This is a genomic window from Salmonella sp. NW177 (genome assembly GCF_051811585.1).
In the GTDB taxonomy this organism is placed as follows: Bacteria; Pseudomonadota; Gammaproteobacteria; order Enterobacterales; family Enterobacteriaceae; genus Salmonella; species Salmonella enterica.
In genome coordinates this window covers 86,665-98,926 of record NZ_JAMMZV010000002.1, presented here as the reverse complement: position 1 = coordinate 98,926, position 12,262 = coordinate 86,665, and the positions used below count along the sequence as shown (strand labels likewise).

General features: G+C 53.2%; 11 protein-coding genes and 1 other RNA gene. 8 read left to right on the top strand and 4 right to left on the bottom strand.

Annotated features, from left to right (window positions below; all coding sequences use genetic code 11):
• Nucleotides 1–169: 169 nt before the first annotated feature.
• The 4 genes from rnpB to garL form a co-directional block, all read right to left on the bottom strand.
• An RNA gene (rnpB, locus tag NA986_RS07140) (RNase P RNA component class A) lies at nucleotides 170–544 on the bottom strand.
• A 32-nt stretch (nucleotides 545–576) separates the two neighbouring features.
• Nucleotides 577–1,722, bottom strand: a complete 1,146-nt coding sequence (garK, locus tag NA986_RS07135) for a glycerate 2-kinase (RefSeq protein ID WP_000706464.1) — start codon at nucleotides 1,720–1,722, stop codon at nucleotides 577–579.
• A 97-nt stretch (nucleotides 1,723–1,819) separates the two neighbouring features.
• Nucleotides 1,820–2,710, bottom strand: a complete 891-nt coding sequence (gene garR / locus NA986_RS07130; RefSeq protein WP_000178106.1) for a 2-hydroxy-3-oxopropionate reductase — start codon at nucleotides 2,708–2,710, stop codon at nucleotides 1,820–1,822.
• Nucleotides 2,711–2,735: 25 nt separating this feature from the next.
• Entirely contained in the window at nucleotides 2,736–3,506 is a 771-nt protein-coding gene (gene garL / locus NA986_RS07125; RefSeq protein ID WP_001057715.1) for a 2-dehydro-3-deoxyglucarate aldolase, read from the bottom strand.
• A gap of 529 nt (nucleotides 3,507–4,035) precedes the next feature.
• Between garL and garD the strand changes: the two genes are divergently transcribed.
• From garD to NA986_RS07085, 8 genes are all read left to right on the top strand, one after another.
• Nucleotides 4,036–5,607: a galactarate dehydratase gene (gene garD, locus NA986_RS07120; protein ID WP_023215710.1), complete on the top strand. Its 1,572-nt coding sequence runs from the start codon at nucleotides 4,036–4,038 to the stop codon at nucleotides 5,605–5,607.
• Nucleotides 5,608–5,864: 257 nt separating this feature from the next.
• On the top strand, nucleotides 5,865–6,719 hold the full coding sequence (locus NA986_RS07115) for a tagatose bisphosphate family class II aldolase (RefSeq protein ID WP_000469979.1): 855 nt from the start codon (nucleotides 5,865–5,867) through the stop codon (nucleotides 6,717–6,719).
• Between the two features lie 119 nt (nucleotides 6,720–6,838).
• On the top strand, nucleotides 6,839–8,110 hold the full coding sequence (gene gatZ / locus NA986_RS07110) for a tagatose-bisphosphate aldolase subunit GatZ (protein WP_023215711.1): 1,272 nt from the start codon (nucleotides 6,839–6,841) through the stop codon (nucleotides 8,108–8,110).
• Between the two features lie 14 nt (nucleotides 8,111–8,124).
• Nucleotides 8,125–8,589: a PTS galactitol transporter subunit IIA gene (gene gatA, locus NA986_RS07105; RefSeq protein WP_000080445.1), complete on the top strand. Its 465-nt coding sequence runs from the start codon at nucleotides 8,125–8,127 to the stop codon at nucleotides 8,587–8,589.
• Nucleotides 8,590–8,619: 30 nt separating this feature from the next.
• Nucleotides 8,620–8,904: a PTS galactitol transporter subunit IIB gene (gene gatB, locus NA986_RS07100; RefSeq protein ID WP_000824293.1), complete on the top strand. Its 285-nt coding sequence runs from the start codon at nucleotides 8,620–8,622 to the stop codon at nucleotides 8,902–8,904.
• A gap of 3 nt (nucleotides 8,905–8,907) precedes the next feature.
• Nucleotides 8,908–10,281: a galactitol-specific PTS transporter subunit IIC gene (locus NA986_RS07095; RefSeq protein ID WP_023215712.1), complete on the top strand. Its 1,374-nt coding sequence runs from the start codon at nucleotides 8,908–8,910 to the stop codon at nucleotides 10,279–10,281.
• Between the two features lie 43 nt (nucleotides 10,282–10,324).
• Nucleotides 10,325–11,368 (top strand): galactitol-1-phosphate 5-dehydrogenase, encoded by a 1,044-nt coding sequence (gatD, locus tag NA986_RS07090; protein WP_000844174.1) that lies wholly within the window; start codon nucleotides 10,325–10,327, stop codon nucleotides 11,366–11,368.
• 110 nt (nucleotides 11,369–11,478) lie between these two features.
• Nucleotides 11,479–12,252, top strand: coding sequence for a DeoR/GlpR family DNA-binding transcription regulator (locus tag NA986_RS07085; protein ID WP_001083899.1), 774 nt, complete (start codon nucleotides 11,479–11,481; stop codon nucleotides 12,250–12,252).
• Nucleotides 12,253–12,262 lie beyond the last annotated feature (10 nt).

The following is a 12,262-nucleotide window of genomic DNA, read 5'->3' as shown; positions in this document are numbered from 1 at the left end:
GTCAGTCATTCATCCTGCCGCCCTGTAAAAGCAAAAACCCGCCGAAGCGGGTTTTATGAAGAGGTGAAACTGACCGATAAGCCGCTTTCTTTTGGATATAGCGTCGTGGACAGTCATTCATCCTGCCGCCCTGTAAAAGCAAAAACCCGCCGAAGCGGGTTTTATGAAGAAGTGAAGCTGACCGATAAGCCGGGTTCTGTCGTGGACAGTCATTCATCTAGGCCAGCAATCGCTCACTGGCTCAAGCAGCCTACCCGGGTTCAGTACGGGCCGTACCTTATGAACCCCTATTTGGCCTTGCTCCGGGTGGAGTTTACCGTGCCACGGACTGTTACCAGCCGCGCGGTGCGCTCTTACCGCACCCTTTCACCCTTACCTGATCCCACTTGCGTGGGCCATCGGCGGTTTGCTCTCTGTTGCACTGGTCGTGGGTTTCCCCCCCAGGCGTTACCTGGCACCCTGCCCTATGGAGCCCGGACTTTCCTCCCCTCCGCCCGTCTCCCCGAAAGGACGACGACGAAGCGGCGACTGTCTGGTCAGCTTCGGCGCGCAGTATAGAGGGTTCGCGCGACTTTGTCACCCTGCGCTGCGCATTCCTATCGCCAGAGCGGCAGCAACATTTCTGGATGCCCGATAAATATTGTCAAAAGCGCCCCGAAAAGCCTCCTCCAGCGTCACGATGCGCGTGAGTACGCTAAAGACAGCGTCGATGCCATAATGATGCACTATCCCTACATCGTGCGTCAGGCTGCCGGCAATGCCAATCACTGGCTTATGATATTTTTTCGCCACATTCGCGACGCCAATCGGCACTTTACCGCGAATACTTTGGCTATCAATCCGCCCTTCTCCCGTCACCACCAGCGTACAGTCGTGGATATGCTCCTCCAGGTTCAGTGCCGCCGTGACAATTTCGATCCCGCTGCGTAATTCCGCGCCGAGAAAAGCCATTAACGCCGCCCCCATACCGCCTGCCGCGCCTGCGCCGGGCGCCGCCTTTACGTCGACATTCAGCGATTTTTTTATGATGTCGGCATAGTGAGCAAGATTTCTGTCCAGCTCAACAATGTTCTCTTCGGTCGCGCCTTTCTGCGGCCCAAAAATTCGTGATGCGCCGTTGTCGCCGATCAGAGGATTAGAGACATCGCAAGCGACACGAATCGCGCAGAGTTTTAAACGGGGATCGAGCTCTGAAATATCAATGTCGCTTAGACAATGAAGGCTTCCGCCACCGTAACCGATATCCGCGCCGTTTGCATCGCGCAGTTTTGCGCCCAGCGCCTGCATCATCCCTGCGCCGCCGTCATTTGTCGCGCTGCCGCCAATGCCGATAATGATATTGCTTGCGCCGCTTTCCAGCGCCTGCAATATCAGCTCCCCCGTTCCCCGCGAGGTAGTAATCAAAGGGTTGCGTTTTTCTGGTGGAACCAGCGCCAGTCCGCTGGCCGCCGCCATTTCAATAAACGCGGTTTTACCATCCCCGGACATTCCCCAGCAGGCTTTCACTTTTTCACCCAACGGCCCGGTCACCCATGCGGTGCGTTCAACGCCCTGCGTCGCGGCAATCATGGCTTCGACCGTTCCTTCGCCGCCATCGGCAACCGGAACAGAGACATATTGCGCATCGGGGAAAATTTCCCGAAATCCTTTTTCTATCGCCTGCGCTACCTCGGCGGCAGAAAGGCTTTCTTTATAGGAGTCGGGGGCAATTACGATTTTCATAGTGGTAGCCTGTTACTGCACAACGCCGGATGGCGTTTCACTTATCCAGCCTGAAATTCAGGCCCGGATCGCTACACGCCATCCGGGCACAACGTCGTTAGCGAGTGACTTCCACTTTCGCCAGTTTTTCGTAGTAGCACGCCAGCGCGCTATGGTCGTCATTACCGTGTCCATCCGCGCGTAACGCCTGCATCATTTCCATAACGGCGGCGGTCAGCGGGAGCTGCGCGCCAACGCCGTGGGAGGTATCCAGCGCATTCGCCAGATCTTTAATGTGCAGATCGATACGGAAACCTGGTTTAAAGTTTCGGTCCATGACCATCGGCGCTTTCGCATCCAGTACCGTACTGCCAGCCAGACCGCCGCGAATCGCCTGATAGACCAGATCCGGGTTGACGCCCGCTTTAGTCGCCAGCGTCAGCGCTTCAGACATGGCGGCGATATTCAACGCCACGATCACCTGGTTAGCCAGTTTTGTGACGTTGCCTGCGCCGATATCGCCGGTATGCACCACTGAACCCGCCATCGCTTTCATCAGGTCGTAGTACTTGTCGAAAATGGCTTTATCGCCCCCCACCATCACCGACAGCGTGCCATCAATCGCCTTCGGCTCGCCGCCGCTGACCGGCGCATCCAACATCTCAACGCCCTTCGCCTTCAGCGCATCGCTGATTTCACGGCTTGCCAGCGGCGCGATAGAACTCATATCAATCAATACGGTTCCCGGCTTCGCGCCTTCGATGATACCGTTCTCGCCCAGCGCAACCTCTTTCACATGCGGAGAGTTAGGCAGCATCGTGATGATGACGTCACACTGTTCAGCGATCGCCTTCGCCGTAGAGGCCGTTTCCGCGCCTGCGGCAATGACGTCGGCAATCGCTTCAGGATTACGATCGGACACCACCAGCGAATACCCTGCTTTCAGTAAGTTTTTGCTCATGGGCTTACCCATGATGCCTAAGCCAATAAAGCCAACTTTCATCGTCATAGCGTTCTCTCTTTCCATACCAGGATTATTTTTTAAAGGTGTCGGCAAGCTTCTGCGTGCTGGCGCGGAATGCGCCTAAATCGCTGCCAACGGCGACAAAGGTCGCGCCCCATTCCAGATAACGGCGGGCATCCGCCTCTACCGGCGCCAGAATGCCGCACGGTTTACCGTGCGCTTTAGCGCGGGCGAAAATATGTTGAATCGTCTGCTGCACGTCAGGGTGAGAAGCATTGCCGAGATGACCCAGCGCGGCGGCCAGATCGCTTGGGCCGACAAAAATGCCATCAACGCCTTCCGTTGCGGCGATGGCATCAACATTGTCGACACCCAACTGGCTTTCGATTTGAACAATAATGGTGATGTTTTTGTTCGACTGCGCAAAGTAATCAGGCACCGTACCGAACATATTCGCGCGGTGAGAAACGGAGACGCCGCGAATGCCTTCCGGCGGGTAACGCGTCGAGGCGACGGCGCGAGCCGCTTCCTCTTGCGTTTCAACAAAGGGGATCAGGAAGTTATAAAACCCAATATCCAGCATCCGTTTGATAATGACCGGTTCATTGGTTGGCACACGTACTACAGGCGCGCTGGCGCTGCCTTTCAATGCCATTAACTGCGGAATTAAGGTGGTCACATCGTTCGGCGCATGTTCGCCATCCAGCACCAGCCAGTCAAATCCCGCCAGACCAAGAACTTCGGTGGTGATTGGGCTTGCCAGTGCAGACCAGCAGCCAATCTGCACCTGTTGCGCCGCCAGCGCCGCTTTAAACTTATTCGGGAAAATAGCGTTATTCATCGCTTATACCTTCGCTTATTTCTTTAATTCTCTACATGTGATGCCGCCACCATAACTTATAGCAACGACAATAAAATGCTTATCTGAAATCAGAATGGGTCTCCGCATTCTATTTCTAATGTGGTACACATCCTGTAGCACAATATACCGTTCTGATATCTTTATCGTCTTTTATTATTATCATGGTATTTTCAAATAACTCGTCAGATACACTGAATTCGCCATTCAGTATAAACAGCCTATGGCGGATAATCATTGTGCAAACGCTCATTAAAAAGGGATTATTTAACGCTTATTTTTGAGCATACGCCCATGATACTGGGCGCTAATGCACACATTTACGCTTTACCCGGCCTGCATAAAAAATTTCATAATTTGCGGTGATCTGGATCACATTCTTATATTTATACTCCTGTCATTCTTATTTCATTATGCATGAACTTTATTTCTTATATTGAGATTTAACGATTTAACCATAACCAAAATAGATAATCCTATTTCTATCATCCAGGCTGGAGAATGTTGAACAATGGCCAATATCGAAATTCGCCAGGAATCGCCATCGGCGTTTTATATAAAAGTACATGAAACCGATAATGTCGCAATTATTGTTAATGACCACGGCCTTAAAGCCGGAACACGTTTTCCGGATGGCCTGGAACTGACTGAACATATTCCGCAAGGCCATAAAGTTGCTCTGACGGATATCCCCGCTCACGGCGAAATCATCCGTTATGGCGAAGTCATCGGTTATGCGGTACGCGACATCCCACGCGGAAGCTGGATCGACGAGTCGCTGGTTGAACTGCCAAAAGCGCCGCCGCTGAATACGCTACCGCTGGCGACCAAAGTACCGGAACCGCTGCCGCCGCTGGAAGGCTATACGTTTGAGGGCTATCGTAACGCCGATGGCAGCGTCGGCACCAAAAATCTGCTTGGCATTACCACCAGCGTGCACTGTGTGGCGGGCGTGGTCGATTATGTGGTGAAAGTGATTGAGCGCGATCTCCTGCCCAAATACCCGAATGTCGATGGCGTTGTAGGGCTAAACCATCTGTACGGCTGCGGCGTGGCAATCAACGCGCCGGCGGCGGTCGTGCCGATTCGCACGATTCATAATATCGCGCTCAACCCCAATTTTGGCGGCGAAGTGATGGTGATTGGCCTCGGTTGCGAAAAACTGCAGCCGGAACGACTGCTGGAAGGCACCGAGGATGTCCCCGCCATCGCCGTTGAAAGAGCCAGTATTGTGCGTTTACAAGACGAGCAGCATGTCGGCTTTAAATCAATGGTCGACGATATTTTGCGGGTCGCCGAACGCCATCTGACGAAACTGAACCAGCGCCAGCGCGAAACCTGCCCGGCCTCCGAGCTGGTCGTCGGGATGCAGTGTGGCGGCAGCGATGCGTTTTCCGGCGTCACGGCAAACCCGGCGGTGGGTTATGCTTCCGATCTGCTGGTACGCTGCGGCGCGACCGTCATGTTCTCGGAGGTCACCGAAGTGCGCGATGCCATTCATCTTCTGACGCCGCGCGCCATCAACGAAGCCGTGGGTAAACGCCTGCTGGATGAGATGGCCTGGTACGATAACTACCTTGATATGGGGAAAACAGATCGCAGCGCTAACCCCTCCCCTGGCAACAAAAAAGGCGGCCTGGCGAACGTCGTGGAAAAAGCGTTGGGCTCTATCGCTAAATCGGGTAAGAGCGCCATTGTCGAAGTATTGTCGCCGGGCCAGCGCCCCACCAAACGCGGCCTGATTTACGCCGCGACGCCCGCCAGCGATTTCGTCTGCGGCACGCAGCAGGTCGCTTCCGGCATTACCGTACAGGTCTTTACCACCGGACGCGGCACGCCGTACGGGCTGATGGCGGTGCCGGTCATTAAAATGGCGACGCGTACCGAGCTGGCGAACCGCTGGTATGACTTAATGGATATCAATGCAGGCACCATCGCCACGGGTGAAGAGACAATCGAAGATGTGGGCTGGAAGCTGTTTCACTTTATTCTCGATGTCGCCAGCGGCCGGAAAAAGACTTTCTCGGACCAGTGGGGCCTACATAACCAACTGGCGATATTTAACCCGGCGCCAGTGACCTGATCCAGTCAGTACCCTTCTCCGAGCAGGGTATAACCGCATAATCTGTAGACCGGGTAAGCGCCAGCGCTACCCGGTATTTTTTCGCCCTTAGTCTGTAGCCTGAAGTATGTCTGCCCGACATGCTTTTTTTACGCCTGACTTTCGATAGCTTCCATTTTATTTCGAAACTTTCATTTATCAGATCAAAATCACAAAAAAACATTCCGAAAGCCTATAAATTCTTTCAAAGAAAACAAACGAAAGATTTCGGAGGAAGGATGTTTATCATTTCAGGCAGAACAATGCTAAAGAAGGCGCAGCAGGAAGGTTATGCTGTGCCGGCGTTTAACATCCACAACCTGGAGACATTGCAAGTGGTGGTGGAAACCGCCGCAGAATTGCGCTCTCCGCTGATTGTCGCCGGTACGCCAGGCACCTTTAGCTACGCAGGCGTCGGTAATATCGTGGCTATCGCCGCAGAACTGGCGAAAAGCTGGAACCATCCTCTCGCGGTACATCTCGATCATCATGAAAAACTGGCCGACATCAAAATGAAAGTCGCCGCCGGGGTACGCTCGGTCATGATCGACGGGTCGCATTTCCCCTTTGCCGACAATATTGCGCTGGTGAAAAGTGTGGTTGATTACTGTCATCGCTACGATGTCAGCGTTGAAGCTGAACTTGGGCGTCTCGGCGGGCAGGAAGACGATCTTATCGTTGACGGCAAAGATGCGCTTTATACCCATCCGGAACAGGCCCGGGAATTTGTAGAAAAAACGGGTATCGACTCGTTAGCCATTGCTATCGGCACCGCTCATGGCCTCTACACCGCTGAACCAAAACTTGATTTTGAACGACTGACGGAAATTCGTCAGCGGGTTGATGTCCCCTTAGTCCTTCACGGCGCCTCTGGCCTGCCGACCCGCGATATTACCCGCGCTATTTCGCTGGGCATCTGCAAAGTTAACGTCGCGACCGAGCTTAAAATCGCCTTTTCCGGCGCGCTTAAAAACTATTTAACGCAACACGCAGAGGCCAGCGATCCCCGCCATTACATGATCCCGGCGAAAGCGGCCATGAAAGAGGTTGTACGTAAAGTGATTGCCGACTGCGGTTGTGAAGGGAAGCTCTAAAGCCCCCGGATTTAGCACGGCAAAGGGCGTTTTCATAGCTGGATCACGAAAGCCATTATTATCCTTTGCCTTCAAACCAAAAATATTATGAAGATAAACAAAAGATATCGGAGCCAGAAGTGAAAGAAATAATTTCTCGTCACAAAGCAGGAGAACAGATAGGGATCTGTTCCGTATGTTCAGCACACCCGCTGGTGATTGAATCCGCATTACGTTTTGATCTGAATAGCGGGAACAAAGTTCTGATCGAAGCGACCTCTAACCAGGTTAATCAGTTTGGCGGTTATACCGGCATGAAACCGGCTGACTTTCGTGATTTTGTCTATGGCATCGCCCAGGAAGTGGGTTTTCCACGAGAACGGCTTATTTTAGGCGGCGATCACCTGGGACCTAACTGCTGGCAAAACGAACCTGCAGATACGGCGATGGAAAAATCCGTCGAACTCATTAAGGCTTACGTCGCTGCCGGGTTTAGCAAAATCCATCTTGATGCCTCTATGTCCTGCGCTGACGACCCGACGTCGCTGGACCCAATGGTTGTCGCTAAACGCGCCGCCCTGCTTTGCCAGGCAGCGGAAACGACGGCGACCGACGAACAAAAACGCCATTTAACCTATGTTATCGGCACTGAAGTTCCGGTTCCTGGCGGGGAAGCCAGCGCCATTAACGCCGTGCATGTTACCCGCGAACAGGATGCGGCCCGCACGCTGCAAACGCATCAGGCTGCTTTTCGCGCCCTGGGGCTGGAGGAGGCATTGAACCGGGTTATCGCGATTGTCGTACAGCCGGGCGTAGAATTCGACCATACACAGATTATCCACTATCAACCGCAGGCCGCTAAAGCGCTTTCCGACTGGATAAAAGAAACGCCGATGGTCTATGAAGCACACTCCACCGATTACCAAACTCGCCAGGCCTACCGTGCGCTGGTACGCGATCATTACGCCATTCTGAAGGTCGGCCCGGCGCTCACTTTCGCGCTGCGCGAAGCCATTTTCGCACTTGCGCAAATGGAAAACGAGCTGATCTCCCCGGAACAACGTAGTCGGGTACTGGAGGTCATTGATGAAGTTATGCTAAACGAACCGGGCTACTGGAAAAAATACTACCGTCCAACCTGGAGCCAGGCGATGGTCGACATCCACTTTAGTTTGTCTGACCGTATTCGCTATTACTGGCCGCACCCGCGTATTCGTCAAAGCGTAGAGAAGTTAATCGCCAATCTGAATAACGTCACATTGCCGCTGGGATTAATTAGCCAGTTTATGCCCGTACAGTTTGAACGCCTGTCTGAGGGCGTGCTCACCCCCACGCCGCATAACCTGATTATTGACAAAATTCAGGATGTTCTGCGCGCTTATCGCTTCGGTTGCACGCCGGATGTCGCCTGAATAATGGAGAATTTATGAGCCAACTATTTGTCCGAACCGGAATCACATTCGACTCGAGCCAACAGGCGCTGGCGCACATTGGCAAAGAGATGCTGGCGAAAGGCGTGGTACATGATAGTTATCCGCAGGCGCTGGTGGAACGTGAAGCGTCTTTTCCTACCGGCATTGCGCTGGAGCGTCACGCCGTCGCTATCCCTCATTGCGAGGCGGTTCATGCGAAATCACCCGCTATCTATCTGATTCGTCCAGATAAGCCGGTCATGTTTCAACAGGCGGATGATGACGAAGAGATTGCTGTTTCGTTAATCATCGCCTTAATCGTTGAAAACCCGGCGGCACAGCTAAAACTTCTGCGCCGCCTGTTTAGTGAGCTACAGAACCCAAGCACCCTCGATGCCCTGTTAAGCGCGCCGGATGCCGAACTGGCGATACGCTTTCAGGAAACCATCCTTGAGCCTGAGCAGTGCGTCCAGGTTTGATAATAAATTGATAATAATGAGGAATACCCTATGAAACGTAAAGTAATTGTGGCCTGTGGCGGTGCGGTTGCAACCTCAACGATGGCTGCGGAAGAAATTAAAGAGCTATGTGATGCCAACCATATTGAGCTCGACTTAGTGCAATGCCGGGTCACCGAAATCGAAACCTATATGGACGGCGCCGATCTTATCTGTACCACTGCCAGGGTCGATCGCGCCTTCGGCGATATTCCCGTCGTTCACGGTATGCCTTTTGTTTCCGGCGTGGGTATTGAAGCATTACAGCAAAAAATTCTGTCCATTCTCATGGGGTAACGTATGTTTAGCGAAATAATGCGTTATATCCTCGACTTAGGCCCAACGGTGATGTTGCCTCTGGTGATCATCGTGTTCTCTAAACTGCTGGGAATGAAGCTTGGGGATTGTTTTAAATCGGGTTTGCATATTGGTATCGGCTTCGTGGGTATTGGTCTGGTCATCGGCCTGATGCTGGATTCTATCGGCCCCGCGGCGAAAGCCATGGCGGAACATTTCCAAATCAATCTCCACGTTATTGACGTCGGCTGGCCAGGTTCATCGCCCATGACCTGGGCGTCACAAATCGCGCTGGTCGCGATCCCTGTCGCCATTGGGGTTAACGTCCTGATGCTGGTGACCCGCATGACCCGCGTGGTGAATGTCGATATCTGGAATATCTGGCACATGACCTTCACGGGCGCCATGCTGCATCTGGCGACCGGTTCATACTGGCTGGGGATTCTGGGCGTTGTGGTTCATGCCGCCTTTGTCTACAAACTGGGGGACTGGTTTGCCAAAGATACCCGCGACTATTTTGGCCTCGAGGGGATTGCTATCCCACACGGCTCATCCGCGTACCTGGGCCCCGTGGCGGTGCTCGTTGATACCATTATCGAGAAAATTCCGGGTCTCAATCGTATTCACTTTAGCGCAGACGATGTCCAGAAACGCTTCGGACCGTTTGGCGAGCCGGTGACTGTCGGCTTCGTGATGGGGCTGGTGATTGGTGTACTGGCAGGCTACGACGCCAAAGCCGTTCTGCAACTGGCGGTCAAAACCGCAGCGGTGATGCTGCTTATGCCACGCGTCATTAAACCTATTATGGATGGCCTAACGCCTATCGCCAAACATGCGCGTAAACGTCTACAGGCCAAATTTGGCGGGCAGGAGTTCCTGATAGGCCTTGATCCAGCGCTACTGCTCGGTCATACCTCTGTTGTCTCCGCGAGCCTGATATTCATTCCGCTGACCATCCTGATTGCCGTCTTAGTACCGGGGAACCAGGTGCTGCCGTTCGGCGACCTCGCCACCATCGGTTTCTTTATTGCGATGGCGGTCGCGGTACACCAGGGCAACCTGTTCCGCACGCTGATTTCAGGTGTCATTATTATGAGTATCACCCTGTGGATAGCCACCCAGACGATTGGCCTGCATACCCAACTGGCTGCCAATGCCGGAGCGCTAAAAGCAGGCGGACAAGTCGCCTCGCTGGATCAGGGCGGTTCCCCCATCACCTGGCTGCTGATTCAACTTTTTACCTGGCAGAATATCGTCGGCTTCGCCGTCATTGCCATTATCTATCTGGCCGGCGTACTGCTGACCTGGCGTCGCGCCCGACAGTTTGTCGCGGCTGAGAAAGCCACGGCGCTACAGCAAAGTCAAATCGCCTCTTAATTTTAGGGGAGCAATCGCTCCCCTCACCTTCCTGGAGAATGTTATGAAATCAGTGGTTATTCACGCTGAGGGAGACGTGCGCGTTGAAGAACGTCCCTTACCACAACTGCAAGCCGAGGACGATGTGTTGGTCAAAGTCGTTAGCTCAGGGCTTTGCGGGTCGGATATCCCGCGTATTTTCGCGCAGGGCGCCCATTATTATCCTATTACGTTAGGTCATGAATTCAGCGGCTACGTTGAATCCTACGGCACAGGCGTAACGGATATGCAGCCCGGCGATGCCGTCGCTTGTGTCCCGCTTCTTCCCTGCTTTCACTGTCCGCAATGCGAACGCGGTTACTTTTCTTTATGCAAACAGTATCAGTTTGTAGGATCGCGCAGCGAAGGCGGTAATGCGGAATATGTGGTGGTCAAACGGGCCAATCTTTTCCGCTTGCCGTCTGATATGCCGATTGAAGATGGCGCGTTTATCGAACCGATTACCGTGGGCTTACACGCCTTTCATCTGGCGCAGGGCTGCGAGGGGAAAAACGTAATTATCGTTGGTGCCGGGACAATTGGCCTGCTGGCCTTACAGTGCGCGCGGGAACTGGGCGCGCGAAGCGTAACGGCGATTGATATCAATCCGCAGAAACTGGAACTGGCGAAAGCGCTCGGCGCAACGCATACCTGTAATAGCCGGGAAATGACCGCCGACGACATCCAGACCGCGTTGTCCGACATTCAGTTTGATCAACTGGTTCTCGAAACGGCAGGAACTCCCCAGACCGTCTCGCTGGCTATCGATATCGCCGGGCCGCGCGCGCAACTGGCGCTGGTGGGGACGTTACATCACGATCTCACCCTGACAACGCGTACATTCGGGTTAATTTTGCGTAAAGAGCTCACGCTCCTCGGCAGTTGGATGAACTACTCCGCGCCATGGCCAGGAGAAGAATGGGAAACCGCAGCGCGCCTGTTGGCTGAAAAACGTCTTCAACTGACCCCTCTCATTGCCCATCGCGGCGATGCGGAAAGCTTTGCAGAAGCAGTCAAAGCGCTTAATGGCGCGCCCATGCAGGGCAAAATCTTACTTCAACTTTCCTGATGGTACGAGCCAGCAACCTGCGCTGGCTCACATTTCCTTTCGAAATTTAGCGTTCACCTTTCGCAATCCTTCGTTTAAACTAGTTACAGTTAATTATCAGGCAAATCAATATGAACTCATTTGAGCGAAGAAATAAAATTGTCGACCTGATTAATACGCAAGGCAGCGTGCTGGTGATGGATCTTTCAAATACCTTTGGTATTTCTGAAGTGACTATCCGTGCTGACCTGCGTCTGCTGGAAGAGAAAGGCCTTGTCACCCGTTTTCATGGCGGCGCGGCAAAACCGGGAAGTCATCTGGCGGAAGGCGACAATCAGGAAGTCATTCTGGAAGATCGGTATCAACTCGCCAGCGATCCGAAAAAGCGGATTGCCCAGGCGGCTGCGGCAATGGTTGAAGAAGGAATGACCATCATTCTGGATAGCGGGAGCACAACATTACTGATTGCGGAAGCGCTCGCGCGAAAAAGCAATATTACGGTGATCACTAACAGCTTACCTGCCGCTTTTACGCTATCAGAAAATAAAGATCTCACGCTGGTGGTTTGCGGCGGTACGGTACGGCATAAAACCCACTCAATGCACGGCACGATTGCGGAACGCTCGCTACACGGCATCAGCGCCGATGTCATGTTTGTCGGGGCGGATGGCATTGATGCGACAAACGGTATTACCACGTTTAACGAAGGTTATTCCATTAGCGGCGTCATGGCGGCGGCGGCACACAAAGTTATCGCGGTACTGGACGCGACCAAATTTAACCGTCGCGGCTTTAACCAGGTATTGCCGATGGACAAGATCGACTGTGTGATAACCGATGACACCATCAGCAAACAGGATAAAGCGGCATTAGCGAAAACAGGCGTGGAATTAATGATCGTCTAAAAAGGAGTCG

Bases quoted from the DNA above. Each gene is read 5' to 3' on its own strand.
- garR (WP_000178106.1), bottom strand. From the start codon at position 2,710: ATGACGATGAAAGTTGGCTTTATTGGCTTAGGCATCATGGGTAAGCCC.
- garK (WP_000706464.1), bottom strand. From the start codon at position 1,722: ATGAAAATCGTAATTGCCCCCGACTCCTATAAAGAAAGCCTTTCTGCC.
- gatA (WP_000080445.1), top strand. From the start codon at position 8,125: ATGAGCCAACTATTTGTCCGAACCGGAATCACATTCGACTCGAGCCAA.
- gatB (WP_000824293.1), top strand. From the start codon at position 8,620: ATGAAACGTAAAGTAATTGTGGCCTGTGGCGGTGCGGTTGCAACCTCA.
- garD (WP_023215710.1), top strand. From the start codon at position 4,036: ATGGCCAATATCGAAATTCGCCAGGAATCGCCATCGGCGTTTTATATA.
- gatD (WP_000844174.1), top strand. From the start codon at position 10,325: ATGAAATCAGTGGTTATTCACGCTGAGGGAGACGTGCGCGTTGAAGAA.
- NA986_RS07095 (WP_023215712.1), top strand. From the start codon at position 8,908: ATGTTTAGCGAAATAATGCGTTATATCCTCGACTTAGGCCCAACGGTG.
- NA986_RS07085 (WP_001083899.1), top strand. From the start codon at position 11,479: ATGAACTCATTTGAGCGAAGAAATAAAATTGTCGACCTGATTAATACG.
- garL (WP_001057715.1), bottom strand. From the start codon at position 3,506: ATGAATAACGCTATTTTCCCGAATAAGTTTAAAGCGGCGCTGGCGGCG.
- NA986_RS07115 (WP_000469979.1), top strand. From the start codon at position 5,865: ATGTTTATCATTTCAGGCAGAACAATGCTAAAGAAGGCGCAGCAGGAA.